Source organism: Pseudomonas sp. RT6P73, from assembly GCF_054897715.1.
In genome coordinates, this window is the sequence record NZ_JBUBUV010000002.1 from 42,224 (window position 1) to 65,674 (window position 23,451).

The 23,451-nt window shown below is 59.3% G+C and carries 23 protein-coding genes; 13 read left to right on the forward strand and 10 right to left on the reverse strand.

Features of this window, described 5'->3' with window-relative positions; genetic code table 11:
• Positions 1-18: 18 nt before the first annotated feature.
• Complete coding sequence (locus ACYZT6_RS00410; protein ID WP_462025282.1) at positions 19-978, reverse strand: alpha/beta fold hydrolase; 960 nt, start codon at positions 976-978, stop codon at positions 19-21.
• On the reverse strand, positions 979-1,866 hold the full coding sequence (gene ypfJ, locus ACYZT6_RS00415; protein WP_462025283.1) for a KPN_02809 family neutral zinc metallopeptidase: 888 nt from the start codon (positions 1,864-1,866) through the stop codon (positions 979-981).
• 241 nt (positions 1,867-2,107) lie between these two features.
• Here ypfJ and ACYZT6_RS00420 point away from each other — a divergent pair, with 241 nt between their 5' ends.
• Together ACYZT6_RS00420 and ACYZT6_RS00425 are read left to right on the forward strand one after the other, a co-directional pair.
• Positions 2,108-2,884: an IclR family transcriptional regulator gene (locus ACYZT6_RS00420; RefSeq protein WP_462025284.1), complete on the forward strand. Its 777-nt coding sequence runs from the start codon at positions 2,108-2,110 to the stop codon at positions 2,882-2,884.
• A 244-nt stretch (positions 2,885-3,128) separates the two neighbouring features.
• Positions 3,129-4,007, forward strand: coding sequence for a DMT family transporter (locus ACYZT6_RS00425; protein ID WP_462025285.1), 879 nt, complete (start codon positions 3,129-3,131; stop codon positions 4,005-4,007).
• A gap of 49 nt (positions 4,008-4,056) precedes the next feature.
• Here ACYZT6_RS00425 and ACYZT6_RS00430 read toward each other — a convergent pair whose 3' ends face one another.
• Positions 4,057-5,358, reverse strand: coding sequence for an MFS transporter (locus ACYZT6_RS00430; RefSeq protein WP_462025286.1), 1,302 nt, complete (start codon positions 5,356-5,358; stop codon positions 4,057-4,059).
• A gap of 459 nt (positions 5,359-5,817) precedes the next feature.
• On the opposite strand from ACYZT6_RS00430, the gene quiC reads away from it, so the two are divergent.
• The gene (gene quiC, locus ACYZT6_RS00435) at positions 5,818-7,719 is read left to right on the forward strand and encodes a 3-dehydroshikimate dehydratase QuiC (protein WP_462025287.1); all 1,902 of its coding nucleotides are present in this window, start codon (positions 5,818-5,820) and stop codon (positions 7,717-7,719) included.
• A 102-nt stretch (positions 7,720-7,821) separates the two neighbouring features.
• Positions 7,822-8,499 (forward strand): TetR/AcrR family transcriptional regulator, encoded by a 678-nt coding sequence (locus tag ACYZT6_RS00440; RefSeq protein WP_462025288.1) that lies wholly within the window; start codon positions 7,822-7,824, stop codon positions 8,497-8,499.
• An 81-nt stretch (positions 8,500-8,580) separates the two neighbouring features.
• Here the strand turns inward: ACYZT6_RS00440 and ACYZT6_RS00445 are convergent, their stop codons facing one another.
• From ACYZT6_RS00445 to ACYZT6_RS00455, 3 genes are all read right to left on the reverse strand, one after another.
• Positions 8,581-9,435 carry a shikimate dehydrogenase gene (locus ACYZT6_RS00445; RefSeq protein WP_462025289.1) on the reverse strand — a complete coding sequence of 285 codons (855 nt, stop codon included), beginning with the start codon at positions 9,433-9,435 and terminating at the stop codon, positions 8,581-8,583.
• 5 nt (positions 9,436-9,440) lie between these two features.
• Positions 9,441-9,881 (reverse strand): type II 3-dehydroquinate dehydratase, encoded by a 441-nt coding sequence (aroQ, locus tag ACYZT6_RS00450; protein WP_462025290.1) that lies wholly within the window; start codon positions 9,879-9,881, stop codon positions 9,441-9,443.
• Between the two features lie 139 nt (positions 9,882-10,020).
• Positions 10,021-10,932 (reverse strand): LysR family transcriptional regulator, encoded by a 912-nt coding sequence (locus ACYZT6_RS00455; protein ID WP_462025291.1) that lies wholly within the window; start codon positions 10,930-10,932, stop codon positions 10,021-10,023.
• A 113-nt stretch (positions 10,933-11,045) separates the two neighbouring features.
• On the opposite strand from ACYZT6_RS00455, the gene ACYZT6_RS00460 reads away from it, so the two are divergent.
• From ACYZT6_RS00460 to ACYZT6_RS00470, 3 genes are all read left to right on the forward strand, one after another.
• A complete protein-coding gene (locus ACYZT6_RS00460) occupies positions 11,046-11,252 on the forward strand; it encodes a tautomerase family protein (RefSeq protein ID WP_462025292.1) in 207 nt (68 codons plus the stop codon).
• A gap of 213 nt (positions 11,253-11,465) precedes the next feature.
• Positions 11,466-11,894, forward strand: a complete 429-nt coding sequence (locus ACYZT6_RS00465; protein ID WP_462025293.1) for a DUF4160 domain-containing protein — start codon at positions 11,466-11,468, stop codon at positions 11,892-11,894.
• Positions 11,891-12,337 (forward strand): DUF2442 domain-containing protein, encoded by a 447-nt coding sequence (locus ACYZT6_RS00470; RefSeq protein ID WP_462025294.1) that lies wholly within the window; start codon positions 11,891-11,893, stop codon positions 12,335-12,337. Before ACYZT6_RS00465 ends, ACYZT6_RS00470 begins: the two co-directional genes overlap by 4 nt.
• Positions 12,338-12,388: 51 nt before the next feature.
• Here the strand turns inward: ACYZT6_RS00470 and trmA are convergent, their stop codons facing one another.
• A complete protein-coding gene (trmA, locus tag ACYZT6_RS00475) occupies positions 12,389-13,468 on the reverse strand; it encodes a tRNA (uridine(54)-C5)-methyltransferase TrmA (protein WP_462025295.1) in 1,080 nt (359 codons plus the stop codon).
• On the reverse strand, positions 13,465-14,760 hold the full coding sequence (locus tag ACYZT6_RS00480) for an NCS2 family permease (RefSeq protein ID WP_403102479.1): 1,296 nt from the start codon (positions 14,758-14,760) through the stop codon (positions 13,465-13,467). The genes trmA and ACYZT6_RS00480 overlap by 4 nt, the downstream gene beginning before the upstream one ends.
• Before the next feature lie 214 nt (positions 14,761-14,974).
• Between ACYZT6_RS00480 and ACYZT6_RS00485 the strand changes: the two genes are divergently transcribed.
• A complete protein-coding gene (locus ACYZT6_RS00485) occupies positions 14,975-15,430 on the forward strand; it encodes a DUF4879 domain-containing protein (RefSeq protein ID WP_462025296.1) in 456 nt (151 codons plus the stop codon).
• A gap of 67 nt (positions 15,431-15,497) precedes the next feature.
• Complete coding sequence (locus ACYZT6_RS00490; protein ID WP_462025297.1) at positions 15,498-16,049, forward strand: DJ-1 family glyoxalase III; 552 nt, start codon at positions 15,498-15,500, stop codon at positions 16,047-16,049.
• 6 nt (positions 16,050-16,055) lie between these two features.
• Here ACYZT6_RS00490 and ACYZT6_RS00495 read toward each other — a convergent pair whose 3' ends face one another.
• Positions 16,056-16,343 (reverse strand): HigA family addiction module antitoxin, encoded by a 288-nt coding sequence (locus ACYZT6_RS00495; protein ID WP_462025298.1) that lies wholly within the window; start codon positions 16,341-16,343, stop codon positions 16,056-16,058.
• A gap of 229 nt (positions 16,344-16,572) precedes the next feature.
• On the opposite strand from ACYZT6_RS00495, the gene ACYZT6_RS00500 reads away from it, so the two are divergent.
• The 3 genes from ACYZT6_RS00500 to ACYZT6_RS00510 are packed head-to-tail and all read left to right on the forward strand — an operon-like array spanning position 16,573 to position 20,290.
• Entirely contained in the window at positions 16,573-17,106 is a 534-nt protein-coding gene (locus ACYZT6_RS00500; protein ID WP_462025299.1) for a (2Fe-2S)-binding protein, read from the forward strand.
• Positions 17,103-18,089: an FAD binding domain-containing protein gene (locus ACYZT6_RS00505; RefSeq protein ID WP_462025300.1), complete on the forward strand. Its 987-nt coding sequence runs from the start codon at positions 17,103-17,105 to the stop codon at positions 18,087-18,089. Before ACYZT6_RS00500 ends, ACYZT6_RS00505 begins: the two co-directional genes overlap by 4 nt.
• A complete protein-coding gene (locus ACYZT6_RS00510; protein ID WP_462025301.1) occupies positions 18,089-20,290 on the forward strand; it encodes a xanthine dehydrogenase family protein molybdopterin-binding subunit in 2,202 nt (733 codons plus the stop codon). The genes ACYZT6_RS00505 and ACYZT6_RS00510 overlap by 1 nt, the downstream gene beginning before the upstream one ends.
• Here the strand turns inward: ACYZT6_RS00510 and ACYZT6_RS00515 are convergent.
• A complete protein-coding gene (locus tag ACYZT6_RS00515) occupies positions 20,287-21,525 on the reverse strand; it encodes an MFS transporter (RefSeq protein WP_462029889.1) in 1,239 nt (412 codons plus the stop codon). The two genes, ACYZT6_RS00510 and ACYZT6_RS00515, sit on opposite strands and share 4 nt — an antisense overlap.
• A 484-nt stretch (positions 21,526-22,009) precedes the next feature.
• Here ACYZT6_RS00515 and ACYZT6_RS00520 point away from each other — a divergent pair, with 484 nt between their 5' ends.
• The gene (locus ACYZT6_RS00520) at positions 22,010-23,449 is read left to right on the forward strand and encodes a cytochrome ubiquinol oxidase subunit I (protein WP_462025302.1); all 1,440 of its coding nucleotides are present in this window, start codon (positions 22,010-22,012) and stop codon (positions 23,447-23,449) included.
• The last annotated feature ends 2 nt before the right edge of the window (positions 23,450-23,451 follow it).

The following is a 23,451-nucleotide window of genomic DNA, read 5'->3' on the forward strand; positions in this document are numbered from 1 at the left end:
GATCAGGCGATACAAAACTTACTGACCAAACAACACCTTCTGCCCCTCCGGCGACGTCAACATCTCAGCCCCGTTATGCCCGACCCCCGGCACTTCGACCAGTCGCTGATTGACCCCTTTGGGGTTGCGACGCAGCAGGTAATTGAAATAATTGCGTCCGCGAACCAGACGATAAGCACCTTGTGCTTCGGCCTCGCAACCTTTGTCCAGTGCCGGATGCTTCGGGTCGGTGTCTTGCTGCCCAAGCAGATAAGTCACGTCCCGTTTGACGTAACTGCCTTCAATTTGCGGTGCCGTTTGCCCACTGGCGTAAACGGGTAAATCCGCCAGCCCGTACTTCCAGCGATTGAAACCGGGACACGCCGCATGGTTGAACGCCACCGGCCGCTGCTCATTGAAGTACGCGTAGGATGAAGGGTTGGCGACGACGTAGCGAAGCTTCACGCCGGTGGCCTTCAGGGCCGGTTGCTCACGCGCCAGCAGCGCATAGCGCTGAACCACCTGAGCGCCACCGGAGTGCCCGGCGATGATGATTTGCTTCACATCCGGAAACTGCCGACGGTCGCTGATTCTCTCGATGATTTGATCGAGCGCTGCGTAGGAGCTCAGCGCAAAAGGAGCGGTGGATAAGCCTCCTGCCATCCAGTCATTGCCCTGCCAGCGCAACACCGTGTCAGCCACCGGATGCAGCGCGATATCGGTTTCGTTGAGGAACTGCGGGGCGATCACCAGGGTGCTTGCACTTTGCCCGGCCAGCTCCGCCGAGTGCTCGGCGCTCTGGCGATAGGTTTCAGCGTTGCGTAGACGACCATGGATGATGATCAGCACTCGTTCGATTTTTGCTGGCGCCGAGCCGAGGCTCACCGCCATCTCGCCTTCTTTCAACAACAATCGCCCGGGGCTGAGCTCCTTGACGCCATGCTCCGCAGCCTGGGTGCTTGCGCACGCGAACAACACAATCAACAACCAAATTTTCATTTACAGAGTTTTCGCCGCAAAGGTATCGCACTGGCCCACCTGGCCTTGCGCAAATCCGGTTTTGAACCAGCGCACCCTTTGCGCCGATGTGCCATGGGTAAACGAGTCCGGTACCACGCGGCCCTGACCTTTCTGTTGCAAACGGTCGTCGCCAATGGCGTTGGCCGCGTTCAAGGCTTCTTCGATGTCACCCGGCTCCAGCCAGTTCAGACGCTGCTGCGCATTGTTGGCCCAGACACCGGCCAGGCAATCGGCCTGCAACTCTTGGCGCACCAACAATCCGCCGTCACCTTCCATCTGCCGGCCTTGCTGGCGGGCTGCCTGAATTTTCGCTGAGACGCCGAGCAACGTCTGAACGTGGTGTCCGACTTCGTGCGCGATGACGTAGGCCTGAGCGAAGTCGCCTGCGGCGGAAAAGCGTTGCGACATTTCTTGGAAAAAAGCCGTGTCCAGGTAGACCTTCTGGTCGGCCGGGCAATAGAACGGCCCGGTCGCCGATGTCGCCAGGCCGCACGCCGAGTTCACCTGGTTGCTGAACAGCACCAGCGTCGGGTTCTTATATTGTCGACCCGCCTGCTGGAAAATCTGGCCCCACGTGTCCTCGGTATCGCCGAGGATCGAGCGCACGAATTCGGCGCCTTCATCATTGGCCGGCGGTGCCTTGCGGCTCTCATTGGTGGCCGGAGCCGATTGCTCGGTCATTTGTCCGGTCAGTTGTCCGAGAATTTGCATCGGGTCCTGGCCGGTGATCCAGCCGATCCCTACAATCAGGATGATCGCGGTCAGGCTCAGGCCTTTGCCACCACCAAAGCGCATCCCGCCGCCACCGCCGCCATCACCACGGGCGTCGACCACGTTGTCGCTGCGTCGGCCTTTTTTCCATAGCATGTGGGAATCCTCTGATTATCCGTGGTGATGAGTGTTGCTGGTGTGTGGGGGCGGCGCCAGTCCGGCTGTCCGGCTTTTTCGGCTGGCCGGGAGCCTTGCTGACTGTAGGAACATGGATCACCCATCGAATTCCGTAAGCGGGTGGGGTTTTTATCGAGTAGGCCAATTGAGCATCGGGTTCCAGATTTCGCATTACACGGTTCATCTTCTAGAATCAGGCAAATTGTATGTGGAACCTCCCATGGCCGGCAGTCAGATCGAACGTGTCTTCAGCGTGCTTGAAAGCCTCACCAGTGACCCTCGTGGTTTGCCGATGCAGATGCTCGCGGAGCAACTGGACATCCCTAAAAGCGCAACCCACCGTTTGCTCGCGGAGCTGATTCGGCTGGGCTATGTGCGGCAGAATCCGGAGAACCTGCGGTATCACTTATCCACCAAACTGGTGGCGATGGGGTTTCGTTACTTGTCCGGCAGCGGCGCCGATATCGTTCAGCCTGTGCTGGATCGGCTGGCCCAGGAAACCGGGGAGCTGGTGCGTCTTGGGGTGATTGAAGGCGAGCGGCAGATCTGGATCGCCAAGTCCCAGGGGGCCCGTTCCGGCCTGCGTTATGACCCGGAAATGGGCCGCGATGCGCCGTTGTTCTATACCGCGTCGGGCCATGCGTGGCTGGCGTGCATGAGCGATGCCGAGGCGTTGTCGCTGGTGGAGCGCCAGGGCGGCGAGCGGCCTAAAGACCTTGGGCCGAATGCACCGCGTTCCAACATCGAATTGCTGGAACGCCTGCGTCTGGCGCGGGAGCAGGGCTACGCCTGGGTCGAGGAAAGCTCGGCGGTGGGCACTTCGGCGATTGCGGCGGTGGTGCGGCACCCGAGCGAGGGGCGGGTGATCGGTGTGCTGAGTATCGCCGGGCCGAGTGCGCGGATGCCGGGCGCGCGGTTGCATGAGTTGGCGCCGCTGTTGTCGAGGTATGCCGAGGAATTGTCGGCGGCGAGTCTGGCATCGGAGTTGTTCAGTTAACTCATCCAGCACAGATCCATTGTAGGAGCGAGCCTGCTCGCGATGACGGGCTGACATTCAACATCTGAGCTGTTTGAAAGTCCGCTATCGCGAGCAGGCTCGCTCCCACATTTGATTTTTGTCGACCATAAAACCGTGCGTTATTCGAACACTTTCGGCCTATGCTTGTTTTGGAATCTGGAACCAGGTTCTAAATTATTGAAATTCGCCGCCAGCGACACGTTTCACTTCGCAAGGGATACCCATGACAGCAAGCACCCCGCTTTCCGGCGTAAACCAACCCTTCAAAGGGATTTTGCTGATCGTCGTCGCCACCTTCCTGTTTTCCAGTCATGACGCCTTTTCGAAATACCTCTCGGGGTTCTATCCGATCGTGATGGTGGTCTGGGCTCGCTATGTGGTTCACACCTTGTTGATGGCCGGGATTTTTCTGCCGCAATCCGGGCTGCGCGTCTTACGGACCAAACGGCCGATGCTGCAGCTGGTGAGGGCGTTGTGCCTGCTGGGCACCAGTTTGTTTTTTACCACCGGCTTACAGTACATCCCGTTGGCCGAGGCCACGGCGGTCAACTTTCTTGCACCGGTTTTGGTGACGGCGCTGTCGGTGCCGCTGCTGGGTGAGCGTGTCACCAGAGGCCAATGGATCGCAGTGATTTGCGGATTTATCGGCGTGTTGATCATCGTTCATCCCGGTGGCGATCTGTTCACGCCTGCGGTGCTGCTGCCGCTCTGTTCCGCGCTGTTTTTCTGCTTCTATCAGCTGCTCACTCGCAAGCTCAGCAACATCGACAGTCCGACCACCAGCAACTTTTTTGCCGGCCTGTGCAACACCCTGGTGATGAGCGCACTGGTGCCGTTCTTCTGGCAGGTGCCGAGCGTTGGGCATGGCTTCATGATGGTGGCGCTGGGCGCGTGCGGAATGACGGCGCACTTGTTTCTGACCCAGGCATTCCGCTACGCCGCCCCTGCGCTGTTGGCGCCGTTCGGCTATTGCCAGATTGTCTTCGCCGGTTTGCTGGGCTGGCTGCTGTTTTCCCACACACCGACCTTGACCACGGTGATCGGGATCGCGGTGATTTGCTGCAGCGGATTGGCGGCGGCGTGGCAGCAGAGTCGTCGGTAGGAAAAACAAAAAGGCAGGCCTGGAATTAGGCCTGCCGAGGGAGGGGATTTTACTCGGTAACGGTAGGAATCTTGCGCGGCGCCATGAAGTACATCCAGATCAGCGCGATGAAGTACATCGCCGGAATCATGGTGAAGAGCACGGTGTAGTTGTTGTTGGTGATGGTCAGGATGTGGCCGACCAATTGGGTCATGAACATCCCGCCGATGGCTGCGCACATGCCGCCGAAGCCGAACACCGTACTCATCATGTGTTTAGGCGTGTAGTCCATCACCAGGCTCCAGATGTTCGCGGTCCAGGCCTGGTGCGCGCCGATGGCCAGGGAGATGGCGAACACCGCTACCCACAGACTGCTGGAACCCGCTGCCATGATCACGCCGACGATGCAGCAGGCGAACAGGAACATGGACAACAGTCGCGCCTTGATCGGGTTCATGCCGCGGCCGATCATGAACGAAGAGAGGATCCCGCCGCCGACGCTGCCGAAGTCGGCAGTCAGGTAGATGATGATCAGCGGGATACCCATCTGGGTCACGTTGATCCCCAGGTTGTATTGCTGATTGAGGAAGGGCGGCAGCCAGTACAGGTAAAACCAGAACACCGGCGCGGTCATGGAGTAGGCCAGGGCGAAGGCCCAGGTGCCACGCATGCGCAGGATTTTCGAGAACGGTACGCGGGTCTGTTCCGGTTCGACTTCCTTCTGGATGTAGTCCAGTTCCGATTGTTTGACGCTCGGATGATCTTCCGGGTTGTAGTACTTCAAACCCCAGAACAGCAACCAGATCCCGCCCAGTGACGCCATGCACAGGAACGCGGCCTGCCAGCCCCACACGTGAAGAATCAGCGGCAGCAGCATCGGCGTGAACATCGCGCCGACGTTGGTGCCGGCGTTGAAGATGCCGGTGGCCACGGCGCGTTCGCCGGCCGGGAACCACAACCGCGTGGTTTTCACGCAGGCCGGGTAGTTGGCGGCTTCGGTCAGACCGAGGATAAATCGGCAAACCATGAAGCCGACCGCCGAAGTGGCCAGGCCGTGGGCGCCGGTCGCCAGGCTCCAGAGCAACACCGCGCAGAAGAACACGCGCTTCACGCCGACCCGATCGATCAGACGGCCTTGCAGCACGAAACCGATGGCGTAGCCGACCTGGAACCAGAAATTGATGTTGGCGTAGTCCATCGCCGTCCAGCTCATTTCCTTGGCGAGGATGGGCTGCATGACGCCCAGTGCGGCGCGGTCGATGTAGTTAAGCGTGGTGGCGAAAAACACCAGCGCCAACATGCCCCAACGGGTTTTGCCGACCGCCATGGCGCCGCGAATCTTGTCGCCGATGCCGCCGGAGGCAGGAGTCATGGAGGAACGCTCCACGGGAGAACTTTGAGAAGGAGTCATGTAGGCCACCGATTATTTTTATGTGGTGTTCTGGGTCTTTGGTCACCGAGACCGATGTGTGTGACCGGACTCAATGTGTCGTCGATGTTGGGCAGTGGACGAAAAATCGTCAATTCACCAATGGGCATTGTGTTCGATAATCGCACGCAAAACTAACCGGGTAGTACACTTTGAATTGCTGTGTGAGTTTGTCAGGCCAATAATTCCCCCCAAGAAAAACGCGGTCCCTGTAGCAGCTGGCGAAGCCTGCGTTCGGCTGCGCAGCAGTCGTAAACCTGAATACGCGATTTACCTGTACGACCGCATTGCCTGATTTCACGACTGCTACGCAGCCGAACGCAGGCTTCGCCAGCTGCTACATAAAAGCGAAAGCCTGCAATGTCGATAACAAGATTGTCCCCACCCCCCGGGAGTCGAAACATGCAGCGTTCCATTGCCACCGTGTCCTTGAGCGGTACCCTGCCGGAAAAACTCGAAGCCATTGCCGCCGCCGGTTTCGACGGGGTGGAGATTTTCGAAAACGACCTTCTCTACTACGACGGCAGCCCGCGGGAAATCAAACAGATGTGCGCCGATCTCGGGATCGCGATCACGCTGTTTCAACCGTTCCGCGACTTCGAAGGCTGCCGTCGCGACCGGTTGTCGCGCAATCTGGAACGGGCCGAGCGCAAGTTCGACCTGATGCAGGAACTGGGCACCGACCTGGTGCTGGTGTGCAGCAACGCGTCCGCCGACTCCATCGGTGATGAACAGATTTTAGTCGACGACTTGCGCTTGCTGGCCGAACACGCGGGTGCGCGTGGCTTGCGCATCGGCTACGAAGCACTGGCCTGGGGCCGGCATGTGAACACTTGGCAACAGGTGTGGAACATCGTCCGTCAGGCCGATCACCCAAGCCTTGGCGTTTTACTGGACAGCTTTCACACCCTGTCGCTCAAGGGTGATCCAAGCGCGATCGCCGAGATTCCCGGTGACAAGATCTTCTTCGTACAAATGGCCGACGCGCCGGTTCTGGCGATGGACGTGCTGGAGTGGAGTCGGCATTTCCGCTGCTTTCCGGGCCAGGGCGAATTCGATTTGCCGGGCTTCCTTGCCCCGATCATCAAGAGTGGTTACACCGGGCCGCTGTCGCTGGAAATCTTCAACGACGGTTTCCGCGCCGCACCGCCTCGGGCCAACGCCGCCGATGGTTTGCGTTCATTGCTGTACCTCGAGGAGAAAACCCGCCAGCGTCTGGCGCAGGAAGCGACACCGGCGACCCACCTCGACATTCTGTTCGAGACGCCCAACGCCAGCGAATACAACGGCATCGAGTTTCTTGAATTTGCAGTGGACGAAAGCCTGGGCGCCAAGCTCTCCCATTGGCTGGAGCGACTGGGTTTCGTCAAGGCCGGGCAACATCGCTCCAAAAGCGTCAGCCTGTTGCGTCAGGGCGATATCAACCTGATCCTCAATTCCGAGCCTTACTCGTTTGCCCACAGTTTTTTCGAAGCTCACGGTCCTTCGCTGTGCGCCACCGCCGTGCGGGTCAAGGACAGCGCCAGTGCGCTGGCTCGGGCCGTGGCCTATAAAGGTCAGCCGTATCGCGGACTGGTTGGCCCCAACGAGCTGGAACTCGCTGCAGTACGCGCGCCGGATGGCAGTCTGATCTACCTGGTGGATCAGGAAGCCGACGTCTACGGCACCGACTTCAATCTGCAACCGGCCGCCGCGGCCAGTGGCGGCCTCAAACGCATCGATCACATGGCGATGGCGCTGCCAGCCGACAGCCTCGACAGTTGGGTGCTGTTCTATAAGAGCTTGCTGGATTTTGAAGCCGACGATGAAGAGGTGTTGCCCGATCCATATGGCCTGGTAAAGAGCCGTGCCTTACGCAGCCGTGACAGTTCGATTCGCTTGCCGCTGAACATTTCCGAGAACCGCAACACCGCGATCTCACACGCGCTGTCGAGTTATCGCGGCTCCGGCGTGCATCACATCGCGTTTGACTGCGATGACATCTTTGCCGAAGTCAGTCGTGCCAAGGAGGCGGGCGTGCCGCTGCTGGACATCCCGCTCAATTACTACGATGACCTCGCTGCTCGGTACGACTTCGACGACGAATTCCTCAGTGAGCTGGCGTATTTCAACGTGCTTTATGACCGTGACGCCCAGGGAGGTGAGCTGTTCCATGTGTACACCGAGCCGTTTGAAGGGCGATTCTTCTTTGAAATCATCCAGCGCAAAAGTGGCTACGTCGGTTACGGCGCGGCCAACGTGGCGGTGCGCCTGGCGGCCATGGCCAAATCCCGAAGCGGTGCCGTACGTCAGGCAAAGTTGTAGGAAAATCGTAAACACGGCGACAAACCGCTGCCGCGCGGCTTCCTTCACTGTGCGGCGCGGCCCATAATCGCCAGCCTGTGCAGTGATGGCCGTGAGCCCGCAATGACGATAACTTCAGAACTCTCCGCAGCGCCCGCCGAACCCATTGCCGTGCCGCGCAAGAGTCGCAAGAACAACCCGGAAAAGACCCGCGAAAACATCCTTCAAGAGGCGATTGTCGAGTTCGTCCAGCAGGGGCTTTCCGGTGCTCGCGTCGATGCGATCGCCGAGCGCATCCACACCTCAAAACGCATGATCTATTACTATTTCGGCAGTAAGGAACAGCTCTACGTCGAGGTGCTGGAGAAACTCTACGGCGACATCCGCAATACGGAAAACCACCTGCACCTGGCCGAACTGGCACCGGTGGAGGCAATTCGGCGGCTGGTGGAGTTCACCTTCGATCACCACGATCGCAACGTCGATTTCGTGCGCATCGTCAGCATCGAGAACATTCACAACGCTGAATACGTGAAGCGCTCCGACGCGATCAAGGCGATGAACAACACCATCCTCGATTCACTGGGCGTGATTTTGCGTCGCGGTGCCGAAGAAGGTGTGTTCCGCGCTGGGCTTGAGCCGCTGGATGTACATCTGCTGATCAGCTCGTTCTGCTTTTATCGCGTGTCAAACCGCCATACCTTCAGTGAGATTTTTCAGATCGACTTGCCGGACGAGAGCATCAAGCAGCGTCATCGGGAGATGATCTGCGAGTCGGTTTTGCGATATTTGCAGGCTTGACGCCTTCGCGGGCAAGCCTCGCTCCTACAGTTCAATACACTCCTGTAGGAGCGAGGCTTGCCCGCGAAGCTTTTCATCTTTTCAGCCATTCATGCGCTGAAAATGTTCCAACATCCGCTGCATATCCGGCACCACACCGCTAAACAACTCAAACGCTTTCACCGCCTGAAACACCGCCATGTTGCCGCCATCCAGCGTTCGGCAACCCAGGGCGCGGGCGTTGCGTAGCAGTTCGGTTTCCAGCGGAAAATAAACAATCTCTGCCACCCACAATTCAGCCCGAAGCAACTCCAGCGGCACCGGCATGCCCGGCAATTTCTTCATGCCCATCGGCGTGGTGTTCACCAATCCATCCGCCTTGCCCAACGTGCTCGGCAAATCATGCCCCGCGACGGCCCGGCCCGCGCCGAAGTGTTGATTGAGATTGTCCGCCAGCGTCTGCGCGCGGCTGATCTCCACGTCGAAAATACTCAGCAGCTGTACTCCTTCGCTCAGCAACGCGTGGGCCACCGCCGCACCTGCGCCGCCAGCGCCCATCTGGACCACACGCTCGCGGGCAACGTCCTTCAATCCCCGACGAAAACCTTCGGCAAAACCCAGGCAATCGGTGTTGTGGCCGATGCGCTTGCCGTCCTTCAGCACGACCGTGTTCACCGCCCCGATGCCGCGAGCTTCCGCCGACAATTCGTCGAGCAGCGGGATGATCGCCTGCTTGCACGGGAAGGTGATGTTCAGGCCGGTGAAGTTCATGCGTTCGGCGGCCATCAACAGATCGGGCAGGGCGCTGCTGTCGAGTTTCAACTGATCGAGGTCGATCAAGCGATAGAGATAACGCAAACCCTGGGCATCGCCTTCATGCTCGTGCAGCGCCGGGGTGCGGGAAGCCTGAATGCCGGCGCCGATCAGCCCGGCCAATACCGCGTTGTTCTGAGTCACGGCGTTTACCCCTTCAAACGTTGGCTGAAATAATCCAGCGCCAGGCGATAACCATGGCTGCCGAAACCGGCCATTACCGCAGTGGCAATGGCTGAAACGAAGGAGTGATGCCGAAAAGGCTCGCGGGCGTGAACGTTGGACAAGTGGACTTCGATTACCGGCAATTCGCTGGCGATCAAGGCATCGCGGATCGCGACTGAAGTGTGTGTCCAGGCCGCCGGGTTGATGACGATCCCGGCGCAACGGCCACGGGCCGCGTGAATCCAGTCGAGCAATTCGCCTTCATGGTTGGTCTGGCGAAACTCCACCGCCAGGCCGAACTCTTCGGCGGCACGTCCGCACAGCGCCGAGATGTCTGCCAAAGTTTCGTGACCGTAAGTCGCCGGTTCGCGAGTGCCGAGCAGGTTCAGACTCGGGCCGTTGAGCACCAGAACGATAGGGGACATCAAAGTCTCTCCACATATTATTTTTGGAATGGGCTGGGGGTTCAGCCTGTGGAGATAAATTGTACTAGCTGGTTAGTTCGGTCAATTGAAGAGAGGTTTCATTGAGGTTTTGTGTGCGGTGATCGGACAGTCGCGAGGCTTATCGCGGCAGATGCTCGACCAGAAAATCGATAAATGCCCGCAGCCTCAGCGGCATATGACGGCTCTGCGGATAGAGCAGGGTGAACGGCCGGGAGCGTCCGCCATAAGGTTTGAGCACTTCCACCAACGAGCCATCGGCCAGTTCGTTTTCGACGATGAAGCGGTAGGTTTGAAACAGTCCCGCCCCGTTTTTGGCCAAGGTCACGCCGCCGAGCACATCGTCAGAACAACTCAGGCTGCCCTCGGCCAGAATCTCCCGCGGTGCGCCGTTGTCGTTGAACAGCCAGGCAATGCGTCGACCGCTGCTGGGCAGTTCGTACTGAATGCATTCGTGCTGTGCAAGGTCGTCGAGGCTTTGCGGGACACCCGCGCGCTTCAGGTAATTGGGACTGGCAATCATCACCAGCGCGGCGTCCTCAAGGTGACGGGCGATGAGGCCGGAATCCGGAATCGCCCGCACGCGGATCGCCATGTCATAACCCTCACCGACGAAATCGATGTTGCGATTACTGATGTGCGACTCGACTTTCACGTCTGGAAAGCGTGCCCGAAACGCCGGCAACAACGGCAAGATCCGGTGGTGCGCATACGTCGTTGGAATACTGATGCGCAGTGTGCCGGACGGTTGCTGTTGCTGGCCCATGACCTCGCGCTGAGCCTCGACCAACTGCGCCAATGCCTGACGACATTCCTCGTAATAGCGGCGGCCACTGTCGGTGAGCTTGACGCTGCGGGTGGTACGCGCAAACAGCCGTACGCCCAGACGTTCTTCCATGCGCGACACCGAACGACTCACGGCGGCCGGTGTTACGCCGGCCACCAATGCGGCCGCCGTAAAGCTGCCGGCCTCGGCCGCCAGGCAAAACAGTTCGATGCTGCCCAACTGAAGATCGTCGAATACTCGCTGCATGATTTATTACACCGGGGATCAAATGAGGGACAGTGCGTCACTGTAGATGAAATCGCCGAAGCAATGCTTTACTTGGCCGGCGTCTAATTCGATAACCGGACAGGAGCAGCATCATGCCTTTCGTCAGCGTGCGAATCACCCGTGACGGCGTCACCCGGGAGCAGAAAGCCCAAGTCATCGCCGAAATCACCGACACCTTGAAACGCGTTCTCGGCAAGCCACCGGAACTGACCCACATCGTGATCGAGGAAGTCGATACCGATAACTGGGGGTACGCCGGCGTGACCACTACCGAGTTCCGAAAAAATCAGCCGAAATGATTGTGTGACAAGCCAGGAAAGCCGTCTTCGTGACGGCTTTTTTTGTGGGAGCGAGGAAAGGATTGCTTACTGTTTTGCGCAGTTATCCACCGGCCCAACGCGAGGCTTGACGCTAGTCTCAGAGGCGTAAAGACGATTTGGCGCAGAGCCAATTGTCGGATTTTACAGGGAGTGTCGGGTCTTTTGATTCATTAACCTAACGGATGGGTTAGCATGCGATTATTCAGCTACAAAGGGTTTTCAATGGTGATCATGTTGCGCGATGAGCACTGCCCGCCGCACGCGCATGTAGATGCCGGAAGCTGGAGTGCACGCTTCAAATTCTGCTTTTGGCACAACAATGTCGAGCTGTGGGATGTGGTGCCTCATTCAAATCGGCCACCTGTGGCAGTGCTGGAAGGATTGCGTCGCGCACTCAGACAACCCGCCCACTTGCGTCGCGCCCGGGCCATTTGGTGGGACAAGCTGCAAACGGTCTGTCTCGATCATCAGAAATGGGACTGGCAGGCCAGCGAAGTCGTGGTGGTAAAAAGGATCGCGAGTACGACCTGGATGATTGGCTCGGCTTGCTATGAACCCGAGACGAACAAGACCCTGCTGGCGCTGATCGGCGTTCCTGAGGGTGTGGAGATTCAACTATGAAAACGATACAGGCAGGAATGCTGGCCGATCGGCCTGTCACCGAGGCAGTACTGGATGAAGCCATCCAGCGCGGGCAAGTGCGCCAAAAAAACGGATTGCAGGCGACTTCGGTGAGGTTTGTGGAACCTTGTCTGGCGGTCAGTTTCATTGATGGCAGTGGCGTGCTGCTGCCCGTGCAGAACTATTCGGAATTTGATGATTTCGACGTCGAGGATTTCGCGGACCTGAAAGTCGGCTTTTCCGGCACCGCCCTGTGCCATGAAGGCAAGGATCTGCACGTGTCCATCGCCGGGATGATTTCGGCGAGCAGGCCTTTGATGAACATGGCTGCCTCGGTCATCGCCTCACGCAATGGTCGCCAAAGCAGCGCCGCCAAAGCCGAGGCAGCGCGGGCTAATGGCCGTAAAGGCGGGCGTCCGCGCAAGGCAGATGTCACCGATTGAGCCACAAAAAAGCCGTCGTACTGACGGCTGTTTTGTATGGGGCGGCTGCAATCAACGACGCGTCAACAACACCCCGGATTCCATGTGGTGCGTCCACGGAAACTGGTCGAACATCGCGCACTGAGTGATGCGATGGGTGTCGTGCAACTGGGCGATGTTGGCCGCCAGGGTTTCCGGGTTGCAGGAGATGTAGAGGATGTTGTCGAAGCGCCGGGTCAGTTCGCAGGTGTCCGGGTCCATGCCGGCGCGAGGCGGGTCGACGAAGACGCTACCGAACTCGTAACTCTTCAGTTCGATGCCGTGCAGGCGCCGGAATGGGCGGACTTCATTTAATGCTTCGGTCAGCTCTTCGGCGGACAAACGCACCAGGGTGACGTTATCCACAGCGTTTTCGCTGAGGTTGCTCAGTGCGGCGTTCACCGAAGTCTTGCTGATTTCGGTGGCTAGCACTTTGCGCACGCGGGTCGCCAGCGGCAGGGTGAAGTTGCCGTTGCCGCAATACAGCTCCAGTAAATCGTCCGGGCGATCGCCGAGGGCGTCGTAAGCCCAGTTGAGCATCTTCTGGTTCACGGTGCCGTTAGGCTGAGTGAATGCGCCTTCGGGCTGGCGGTAGCTGAATGTGCGGCCACCGACGTCCAGTTTCTCGACCACGTAATCATGGCCAATCACTTCGCGTTTGCCTTTCGAGCGACCGATAACGCTGATGTTCAGGTCGGCGGCCAGTTTCGATGCCGCTGTGTGCCAGTGTTCGTCCAGCGGGCGGTGATAGCACAGGGTGATCATCGCATCGCCGGCCAGGGTGGTCAGGAACTCCACCTGAAACAGCTTGTGGCTCAGCGCCGCACTGGCTTTCCATGCGGCCTTGAGCTGCGGCATCAGCTCATTGATGCGCAGGCTGGCAATCGGGAATTCTTCGATCAGGATCGGCGTGCGTTTGTCTTCCTGGGAAAACATCGCGTAATGACGATCGCCGCCTTCGCGCCACAGGCGGAATTCGGCACGCAGGCGGAAATTTTTCAGCGGCGAGTCAAACACCGCAGGTTCTGGCGCATCGAACGGGGCCAGCAGGTCGCGCAGGCGCGTGACCTTTTCTTCGAGCTGAGCGGCGTAGGCCTGGGAATCAAAAGTCATGCGTTGAACCAACCCAACTTGATCACAAACAGAATCGACAGAATCACCAGCGCCGGGTTCAGCTCACGGCCGCGGCCGGACAGCAGTTTGATCGCGGTCCAGGAGATGAAACCGAAGGCGATGCCGTTGGCGATGGAATACGTGAACGGCATGGCCAGCGCGGTGATCACGACCGGTGCGGCAACGGTGATGTCGTCCCAGTCTATTTCGGCCAGGCCGGATGTCATCAATACCGCGACGAACAGCAGCGCCGGTGCGGTGGCGAACGCCGGAACGCTGGCGGCCAATGGCGAGAAGAACAGAGCCAGCAGGAACAGAATCGCCACCACGACGGCGGTCAGGCCAGTGCGGCCACCGGCACTCACGCCGGCGGCGGATTCGATGTAGCTGGTGGTGGTCGAGGTGCCCAGCAGCGAACCGGCCATGGCCGCGGTGCTGTCAGCGATCAGGGCGCGGCCCATTTTCGGCATGTGGCCGTCTTTGCCCATCAGGCCGGCGCGCTTGGCGACGCCGATCAGGGTGCCGGAGTTGTCGAACAGGTCGACGAACAGGAAGGCGAAAATCACGCTGACCAGACCGATGTCCAGCGCACCCTTGATGTCCAGTTGCAGGAAGGTCGGCGCCAGGGACGGCGGCATCGACATCACGCCGCCGAACGGAGTGAAGCCCAATGCGATGGACGCGATGGTCACGACCAGAATGCCGATCAGCACCGCGCCACGTATGGCGAGCGCTTCGAGGGCGACGATCAGGGCGAAGCCAAGGGTCGCGAGGATTGGCGCTGGTTGTTTCAGGTCACCGAGGCCGACCATGGTCGCCGGGTTGCTGACCACGATGCCGGCGTTATGCAGGGCAATCAGTGCCAGGAACAGGCCGATACCGGCGGCAATGGCCGAGCGCAGCGGCAGCGGGATGCTGTTGATGATCCATTCGCGGATGCGGAAGATCGACAGCAGGAAGAACAGCACCGCCGAGATAAACACCGCACCCAGCGCCACTTGCCAGGTGTGGCCCATGTGCAGGACCACGGTGTAGGTGAAGAAGGCGTTCAGGCCCATGCCCGGTGCGAGCGCGATCGGGTAGTTGGCGATCAGGCCCATTACCGTGGAGCCGATGGCCGCTGCCAGACAGGTCGCGACAAACACCGCGCCCTTGTCCATGCCGGTCTCGCCGAGAATGCTCGGGTTGACGAACAGAATGTAGGCCATGGCCAAGAAGGTCGTGACGCCCGCCAGAATCTCGGTACGCACGTTGGTGTTGTGTGCCTTGAGTTGAAACAGCCTTTCCAGCATGTCTGCTCCCCGTGGCGCGCCCGGCGCCGTGAATGTATCGACCTCAACAGCAAAGCACAGGCCGTTGAAGGCGCCTGGTAATTTTCTGCAGGTCGGAAAAAGCCGCGCATCATACCAGCAGCGTGGGGCTGTGGCTGCTTATGGCTGCGATCGTCGTCGATGTTTTGCCGTAAAGCGAACTGAGCCATACTGCGCGCTGGTTTTGGGGGGCGTTATGGATTGCATTAAAAAGTGTGGGGCAGCGGTGATTGGCGTCGCGATGGCATTGTTGCTGGGGGCGCAAACTGCCTCGGCGGCGATGGCACCGCCGTTGAGCCAGGTGAAAGTGGTCAAGGTCGAATCGCCGGGCTGTGGTTATGAAAACATTGTCGAGAATCAAGAGCAGACGAGCTGTGACCACAGTGGTCCGAGCATCAGGGTCTACGTTCTGGAGATTGGCTATGGTCGCGCCCCGCATGTCGCGCTGGATGGTTTTGAAGTGGACGGCACCCGGACGCCGGTGTGCGCCTTTCAAACCGGCAACTTGAAGGACTGCACGCCAGGGGAAAAAACCGTCGGCTATCTGTATATCTTCAATCTTGCGGGCAAGCAGAACGGCATCTTCACTTTCAGCAATACCTCAATCAACGCGCCGGGCAACACGATGTCGACCCAGCTTTACATCAAGTAACGCCTGCGCTCGAACAAGGGTCAGGAAAGCTGACTACGCTTTAAAGATCATTCTGTGGACCGTGCCCATGACCTTTAGAGCTTTGATTACCCTCGCCGAGGGCATCGATGACCTGCAAACCGTCACCCTGATCGATGTGCTGCGCCGCGCCAAGGTTGAAGTAGTAGCGGCGAGCATCGAGGGCCGACGCATGATCACCTGCGTCCGTGGCTCCCGCTTGACCGCCGACGCAATGCTGGTGGATTTGCTGGCCCAGCCGTTCGACCTGATCGCGCTGCCCGGCGGTGAGGTCGGCTCACAACACCTCGCCGCGCATCAACCCCTGCAACAGTTGATCAAGGACCAGGCCTCCGCCGGGCGTCTGTTCGCCGGCATCGGTGAATCCCCGGCGCTGGCATTGCAAGCCTTTGGCGTATTACGTCAACGGCGGATGACCTGCCTGCCATTGGCCAGCCATCAACTGTCGGGCTGCACTTTTGTTGACCAGCCTGTGGTGGTGGATGGCAACTGCATCACCGCGCAGGGATCTGGGGCGGCACTGCAGTTTGCCCTGTCGCTGGTGGAGCAACTCTGCGGTAAAGCCACGCGCACTGCAGTGGCGGGGGAATTGGTGGTTTGAAAAACCTCAGGCGTGAATGGCAATAGGTTCGATAAACGGTTGCTCACGATGCTCCGCTTGCCAGAGGTCGTAGTCGGCCTGAACCCCTAACCACATCCGCGCCTTGCCAATTCCGGCTCGTTCGAGACGCACCGCCAGATCCGGACTAATCGGCGCGTGTCCATGCAGTACGCGCGAAAGATGCGGACGAGCGAACCCCAAGTGACGGGTAAGTTCTGTGACGCTGATGCCTAGCTCGGGCAATACTTCCGTCAAAAGCGTTTCGCCAGGGTGCGGCGGGTTGTGCATGGGCATGGTCTCTGCGTATGTGTTCTATGGAGTGTAATGCGCAGCCTTAGGGGCCAGTTACAGTTATGGACGATTGCACCCATTAAAGGCAGTTTCTTACCGTGGTTTCGGCAGATCCCTACACAAATGCCACGCCCATCAATTCCCTTGAACGCTCACCCCAAGGTGAAGTCGTACCCCTTATGACGGTGGTTGACCAAAACGCCGCGAATGTACGACCTACCGTGAGGTGTTTATGAGCGTGACCACTCCCGACGCTGCGCAGCCTTCCTATGCCATTCATCCGCTCCACCTGACCCTCAATGGTCAGGAGCGGCAGCTTGAGGTCCTGCCGTGGACCACGCTGCTGGATCTTTTGCGTGAGCAACTGGACCTGATCGGCACTAAAAAAGGCTGCGACCACGGCCAATGCGGTGCTTGCACGGTATTGCTCAATGGCAAACGGGTGAATGCCTGCCTGACACTCGCGGTGATGTGTAACGGCGCCGAATTGACGACGGTTGAGGGGTTGGCGAACGGCGACGAATTGCACCCGATGCAGCAGTCCTTCATCAAACACGATGCTTTTCAATGCGGCTATTGCACACCGGGGCAGATCTGCTCGGCGGTGGGGCTGGTTAATGAAGGACGGGCGCAGACCACTGAACAGATTCAGGAGTTGATGAGCGGCAACCTCTGCCGTTGCGGCGCCTACAGCAACATCCGCGATGCCATCGCAGAGGCATTGCCCGCGTGCCGTCAGCGGACCGCACAGGGAGATGGCCAATGAACCCTTTCCATTACAGCAAACCGGGTTCAGTGGAAGACGCCGTGCATCTCGCCGGTCCGGCATCGCGCTTCATTGCCGGCGGTACGAATCTGCTGGATTTGATGAAAGAGAACCTCACTCGCCCCGAACATTTGATCGATATCACCGGGTTGCCTTTACGCGACGTGAGGGAAACTGCCAGCGGTGGTGTGATGATTGGTGCCCTGGTCAGCAATGCGGACCTTGCCTGGCACCCGCTGATTGAACAGCGTTACCCTTTATTGTCGCAAGCGATCCTGGCAGGTGCATCGCCGCAGTTGCGCAATATGGCCAGCACCGGCGGCAATCTTCTGCAACGCACTCGCTGCTATTACTTCTACGACGCCAGCGTGCCGTGCAACAAACGTGAGCCCGGTAGCGGCTGCCCGGCGCGGGACGGCCTCAATCGCATTCACGCAATCCTGGGCGCCAGCGCGCAGTGCGTTGCGACCCATCCTTCCGACATGTGTGTGGCGTTGGCTGCGCTGGAAGCTGTGGTCCACGTACAAGGTCGCAACGGCATGAGAACCCTCGCGTTCGCCGATTTCCACCGGTTGCCGGGCGATACGCCGGAGCGCGATAACCAACTGGCCGACGACGAACTCATTACTGCAATCGAATTACCGGCCACCGGTTTTGCCGAGTACAGCCATTACCTGAAAATTCGTGATCGTGCGTCCTATGCCTTTGCCCTTGTTTCGGTGGCTGCAGCGCTGGACCTAAAAGGGTCGATCATCCGCGAGGCGCGACTGGTGCTCGGTGGTGTAGCGCATAAACCCTGGCGTGACACTGCCGTCGAACATTTTCTGGCAGGCAAAACCGCCAACCCTGAGTCCTTCACCGAAGCGGCGGACAGGCTGCTGCAAAACGCCGAACCGCTCGAACACAACGCTTTCAAAGTCAAACTCGCACGCCGGGCAATCGTCCGCGCCCTGAGCGATGCCGCACGGGGAGGACAAGCCTGATGAACACCTTCACTTTGCCCATGGGCCAGCCACTGGACCGGGTCGACGGTCATCTCAAAGTCACCGGTCAGGCCCGCTACGCCGGAGAGTTTTCTGAGGACGGCTTGCTTCACGGCAGCGTCGTTTGCGCCACTATCGCTTGCGGACGGGTGCTCAGCATCGATGCGTCCGAGGCACTGGCGTTGCCCGGTGTCGTCGCAGTGATCGATCACCTCCATCGCCCGGAAATCGCCAGCTACGACAAGTCTTATGAAGACGCCGACTCGGCTGAGGGTTCGCCGTTTCGTCCGTTGTACAACGACCGGATCCTGTACAGCGGTCAGCCGCTGGCATTGATTGTCGCGGATAACCTTGAGCTGGCGCGCCATGCCGGTTCGTTGGTAAAAATCGAATACGGAACAGAGCCCCATCAGACCGATCTGCTAATCCTGCAAGGCGAAGCCAAACCTGCGCCCGCCGAACTGCCCAAGCCTCGTGGGAATTTTCAGGCCGGGTTTGCCAGCGCGGCCATCAGCCTGGACCTGAACTACAGCACGCCGATCGAACACCACAACCCGATGGAACCCCATGCCAGCACGGTGCTGTATCAGGCCGATGGCAGTCTGCACATCCACGACAAGACCCAAGGACCACAGAACTGTCAGTCGTATGTGCAAAAGGTATTCGGGCTGGAGAAAGAGCAGGTCAGGATTTTCGCCGCTTATGTCGGCGGGGCGTTCGGTTCCGGCCTGCGTCCGCAATATCAGCTGCCGCTGGCGGTCATGGCGGCGCTGCATCTCAAGCGTTCGGTGCGCGTTACGTTGACGCGTCAGCAGATGTTCACCTTCGGCTATCGGCCACGCACCTTGCAGCGTTTGCAATTGGGGTCGGCAGCCAACGGTCGCTTGCTCGCGGTGGCGCACTGCGCCATCGGCCAGACCTCGCGTTTCGAGGACTTCACCGAGCACGTGGTGGAGTGGAGCGGCATGCTCTATCACTGCGACAACGTGCAACTGACCTACAAACTGGTGCCGCTGGACGTGTTCACGCCGCTGGACATGCGTGCTCCAGGCGCCGCGCTAGGTTTGATTGGCCTCGAATGTGCGATGGACGAACTGGCCTGTGCGTTGGCAATCGATCCGGTGCAGTTGCGCCTGATCAACTACGCCGAGCGCAATCAGAACGAAGACAAACCGTATTCAAGTAAAGAGCTGCGTGAGTGCTATGCCCAAGGTGCGAAACGTTTCGGCTGGGACAAACGCAATGCCGAACCACGCAGCATGCGCCGGGGCCGGCAACTGGTGGGTTGGGGCATGGCTGGCGGTGTCTGGGAAGCGATGCAACAAAAGGCCAGCGCCAAGGCATCACTTGATCACCGCGGCAAACTGACGGTCAGCAGTGCGACCACGGATATCGGCACCGGCACTTACACGGTGATGACGCAAATCGCTGCTCAGGCGTCAGGCGTTTCCGTGAAGGATGTCACCTTTGTCCTCGGCGACTCCTCATTACCGACCGCACCGTTGCAGGGCGGATCGTTCACTGTGTCGTCGGTAGGTACCGCCGTTCAGCAGGCCTGCGAGGCGTTAAAGGACAAACTGCTCGCGGTGGCGCGACAGACACATCCGGCGTTCAGTGGTGTGACCATGGAGCAAGCGGTTTTCGAAGAAGGGCAATTGTCCTTCGGTGAGGCACATGTGAGTTTGGCCGATCTGGCGCGGGACAGTGGCGAAGACACCCTCGACGTGCAGGTCGACGCCGAGCCGGACAAGAAGCGCGATGCCTATGCCACCGCGACCCATTCGGCGGTGTTCGTCGAAGTGTTGGTCGATGAGGACTTGGGCACGGTGAGGGTCAACCGAGTGGTCAGTGCAATTGCTGCAGGTCGAGTGGTCAACCCGAAAATGGCCCGCAGCCAGATTCTCGGTGGTGTGGTGTGGGGCATCGGGATGGCATTGCACGAGGAGACGCAAACCGACCATGCATTGGGTCGTCACATGAATCACAGCCTGGCCGAGTACCACATCCCGGTAAACGCAGATATCGGCGACATTGATGTGCTGTTCGTCGAAGAACATGACGAGATCGTCAACGCTCTCGGCTCCAAGGGCGTCGGCGAAATAGGGATCGTCGGGGTCGCGGCGGCGGTAGCCAATGCGATCTATCACGCCACCGGGAAGCGGGTGCGGGACTTCCCCATCACCCTCGACAAACTGCTTTAGACCCTGGCCTCCTCCACCGACACATGCATGCGGTCGCGGTTGGCCAGGGTCGGGAACAGTTTGATCCACGCCCCAGTCACCACCAGCGTGCCAATCCCACCCATCACCACCGCTGGTACGGTGCCGAACCAATGGGCGGTGACGCCGGATTCGAATTCGCCCAGCTGGTTCGAAGCACCGATGAACAAACCGTTCACGGCGCTGACTCGGCCGCGCATTTCGTCCGGGGTTTCCAGTTGCACGAAGGAGGCGCGGATCACCATGCTGATCATGTCCGCCGCGCCCAACACCACCAGCACGGCCAGGGAAAGCCAGAACGAGGTCGAGAGGCCGAATGCGATGGTCGCGACGCCGAACACACCGACGGCCGTGAACATCACCCGCCCGACCTTGCGCTCAACGGCAAAACGCGCGAGGTACAGCGACATCAGCAAAGCACCGACTGCCGGGGCTGAACGCAACAGGCCCAGGCCCCATGGGCCGGTCAACAGGATGTCCTTGGCGAACACCGGCAGCAGCGCCGTCGCACCACCGAGCAATACCGCAAACAGATCCAGGGAAATCGCCCCGAGAATGTCCGGGCGACTGCGAATGAAGCGGATACCCGCCAGCAACGAGTCCAGGGTCGCCTTGCCCTTGTTCAGTGGTGTCTGCCGGGCGGGCAGGTTGAGCATCAACAGGCAGGCAATGATGTAGAGGATCACCGTCGGGCCATATACCCAGACACTGCCGAAGGCATAGAGCAAACCGCCAAGGGCCGGGGCGACGATGGTGGCTGATTGTTGCGCCGACTGCGCGGCGGCGACGGCGCGGGGGAACAGCGCGCTGGGCACGATGCTCGGCAGCAAGGCCTGGGTGGTCGGCATCTCGAAGGAGCGCGCGGCGCCGAGCAGGAACGCGAGGATGAAGATCATCTCCCGGGTGACATGATCGGTCGCGCTACCGATGGCCAGGGACAGGGCGATCAACGCTTGCAGGAACTGACAGATCGCCGCGACCTTGCGCCGGTCATAGCGGTCCGCGACATGCCCGGTGTGCAGCATGAACAGCACCCGCGGGGCAAACTCCACCAGCCCCACTAAACCCAGGTCGAGCACATTGCCAGTCAGTTGATACAGATTCCAGCCGATGGCCACGGTGAGCATCTGAAAACCGCTGGCGGTAAACACCCGAGCCAACCAGAACGCAATAAAAGGACGGTGATGACGTAACAGCAGGGGCGCTTGGCTGGGCATCTGAGGGCAGGTCTTGAGCGAGGAGAGGGTCGACATTATCACTAACCTGTAACCAGAAGTTGCAGGCTTGGAAATTTAGTTAGCTAGACACCGATCTCCAAAAAACGCAGAAAACACCTGTGGGAGCGAGCCTGCTCGCGATGACGGCGTATCAGTCGATACTTCTGCCGCCTGACACCCCGCTTCGCGAGCAGGCTCGCTCCCACAGGTAATGTGTTTCAGGTCATGAGCACAGCTATGAGGCAACCTGTCACGCGTCAAAAGACCACACCGTCCATCGTCAAAAATGGGACTACTCTTTTAACCATTGCTTGATCCAGATCAAGACCCTTGTGGGAATGATCCGGCGGCCAGATGGCCAGACTCCCTACGTTGTGATGTTTGTAAAAAAAGAACGAATTCAAATTCGCCACACTCCATATCCGTGGGGGCAGTGGGTGCAGGCCGCAAGCCTTCAGCCGATATTACTGACAGAGGAAGACTTATGTTCGGTTTGGAGGCGCTTGATCTCGCCCGAATTCAGTTCGCGTTCACCATCTCATTTCACATCCTGTTCCCGGCCATCACCATTGGCCTGGCGAGTTACCTGGCGGTACTCGAAGGCCTGTGGCTGAAGACGAACAACGACACTTACCGCGATCTGTACCATTTCTGGTCGAAGATCTTTGCCGTCAACTTCGGCATGGGCGTGGTTTCCGGGTTGGTCATGGCCTATCAGTTCGGCACCAACTGGAGCCGCTTCTCGGACTTCGCCGGTTCCGTGACCGGGCCATTGCTGACGTACGAAGTCCTGACAGCGTTCTTCCTTGAGGCCGGTTTCCTCGGTGTCATGCTGTTCGGCTGGAACAAGGTCGGGCGCAACCTGCACTTCTTCGCCACGGTCATGGTCGCCATCGGCACGCTGATCTCGACCTTCTGGATTCTCGCCTCCAACAGCTGGATGCAAACCCCGCAGGGGTTCGAAATCATCAACGGCCAAGTCATTCCAACCGACTGGTTTGCAGTGATTTTCAACCCGTCATTCCCCTACCGCCTGATGCACATGGCAACGGCCGCGTTCGTCGCGACCGCCTTCTTCGTCGGTTCTTCAGCGGCCTGGCACTTGCTGCGCGGCAAGGACAACCCGGCGATTCGCACCATGCTTTCGATGGCCATGTGGATGGCCTTGATCGTGGCGCCGATTCAGGCCGTCATCGGTGACTTTCACGGTCTCAACACGCTTAAGCATCAGCCGGCGAAAATCGCCGCGATAGAAGGTCACTGGGAAAATCACGGCGATGAGCCGACCCCGCTGATCCTGTTCGGCTGGCCGGACATGAAAGAAGAACGGACTAAGTTCGCGGTAGAAATTCCGTACCTGGGCAGCTTGATCCTGACGCATTCCCTGGACAAACAGGTGCCGGCGCTCAAGGATTTCCCGCCTGAAGACCGGCCGAATTCGACCATCGTTTTCTGGTCGTTCCGGATCATGGTGGGCCTGGGCATGCTGATGATCTTCACCGGTCTGTGGAGCTTGTGGCTGCGCAAGAGCGACAAGCTGTACACCTCGCGACCGTTCCTCTACCTGGCGTTGTGGATGGGCCCGTCCGGCCTGATCGCGATCCTCGCCGGTTGGTTCACCACTGAAATCGGCCGTCAGCCGTGGGTGGTCTACGGCCTGATGCGCACAGCGGACGCGTCCTCCAATCACAGCTTCATGCAGATGAGCATCACGCTGATCCTGTTCGTGGTGGTGTATTTCGCGCTGTTCGGTGCCGGTCTGGGTTACATGATGCGCCTGGTGCGCAAAGGGCCAAAGATCGACGAAGGCAAGGAAACGCCCGAAGGTGGTCCAGGCAAGAAACGCACGCCGGCCCGTCCGCTGTCCGCCGCCGACGATTCCGCCGACGACGACCACGATCCCAGCCTGACCAAGGAGATTTGAGT

Excerpts from the sequence above, each read along its gene's own strand:
- ACYZT6_RS00410 (WP_462025282.1), bottom strand. The coding sequence starts at position 978 with ATGAAAATTTGGTTGTTGATTGTGTTGTTCGCGTGCGCAAGCACCCAG.
- ypfJ (WP_462025283.1), bottom strand. The coding sequence starts at position 1,866 with ATGCTATGGAAAAAAGGCCGACGCAGCGACAACGTGGTCGACGCCCGT.
- ACYZT6_RS00420 (WP_462025284.1), top strand. The coding sequence starts at position 2,108 with ATGGCCGGCAGTCAGATCGAACGTGTCTTCAGCGTGCTTGAAAGCCTC.
- ACYZT6_RS00425 (WP_462025285.1), top strand. The coding sequence starts at position 3,129 with ATGACAGCAAGCACCCCGCTTTCCGGCGTAAACCAACCCTTCAAAGGG.
- ACYZT6_RS00430 (WP_462025286.1), bottom strand. The coding sequence starts at position 5,358 with ATGACTCCTGCCTCCGGCGGCATCGGCGACAAGATTCGCGGCGCCATG.
- quiC (WP_462025287.1), top strand. The coding sequence starts at position 5,818 with ATGCAGCGTTCCATTGCCACCGTGTCCTTGAGCGGTACCCTGCCGGAA.
- ACYZT6_RS00440 (WP_462025288.1), top strand. The coding sequence starts at position 7,822 with ATGACGATAACTTCAGAACTCTCCGCAGCGCCCGCCGAACCCATTGCC.
- aroQ (WP_462025290.1), bottom strand. The coding sequence starts at position 9,881 with ATGTCCCCTATCGTTCTGGTGCTCAACGGCCCGAGTCTGAACCTGCTC.
- ACYZT6_RS00455 (WP_462025291.1), bottom strand. The coding sequence starts at position 10,932 with ATGCAGCGAGTATTCGACGATCTTCAGTTGGGCAGCATCGAACTGTTT.
- ACYZT6_RS00460 (WP_462025292.1), top strand. The coding sequence starts at position 11,046 with ATGCCTTTCGTCAGCGTGCGAATCACCCGTGACGGCGTCACCCGGGAG.
- ACYZT6_RS00465 (WP_462025293.1), top strand. The coding sequence starts at position 11,466 with ATGCGATTATTCAGCTACAAAGGGTTTTCAATGGTGATCATGTTGCGC.
- ACYZT6_RS00470 (WP_462025294.1), top strand. The coding sequence starts at position 11,891 with ATGAAAACGATACAGGCAGGAATGCTGGCCGATCGGCCTGTCACCGAG.
- trmA (WP_462025295.1), bottom strand. The coding sequence starts at position 13,468 with ATGACTTTTGATTCCCAGGCCTACGCCGCTCAGCTCGAAGAAAAGGTC.
- ACYZT6_RS00480 (WP_403102479.1), bottom strand. The coding sequence starts at position 14,760 with ATGCTGGAAAGGCTGTTTCAACTCAAGGCACACAACACCAACGTGCGT.
- ACYZT6_RS00485 (WP_462025296.1), top strand. The coding sequence starts at position 14,975 with ATGGATTGCATTAAAAAGTGTGGGGCAGCGGTGATTGGCGTCGCGATG.
- ACYZT6_RS00490 (WP_462025297.1), top strand. The coding sequence starts at position 15,498 with ATGACCTTTAGAGCTTTGATTACCCTCGCCGAGGGCATCGATGACCTG.
- ACYZT6_RS00495 (WP_462025298.1), bottom strand. The coding sequence starts at position 16,343 with ATGCCCATGCACAACCCGCCGCACCCTGGCGAAACGCTTTTGACGGAA.
- ACYZT6_RS00500 (WP_462025299.1), top strand. The coding sequence starts at position 16,573 with ATGAGCGTGACCACTCCCGACGCTGCGCAGCCTTCCTATGCCATTCAT.
- ACYZT6_RS00505 (WP_462025300.1), top strand. The coding sequence starts at position 17,103 with ATGAACCCTTTCCATTACAGCAAACCGGGTTCAGTGGAAGACGCCGTG.
- ACYZT6_RS00510 (WP_462025301.1), top strand. The coding sequence starts at position 18,089 with ATGAACACCTTCACTTTGCCCATGGGCCAGCCACTGGACCGGGTCGAC.
- ACYZT6_RS00515 (WP_462029889.1), bottom strand. The coding sequence starts at position 21,525 with ATGCCCAGCCAAGCGCCCCTGCTGTTACGTCATCACCGTCCTTTTATT.
- ACYZT6_RS00520 (WP_462025302.1), top strand. The coding sequence starts at position 22,010 with ATGTTCGGTTTGGAGGCGCTTGATCTCGCCCGAATTCAGTTCGCGTTC.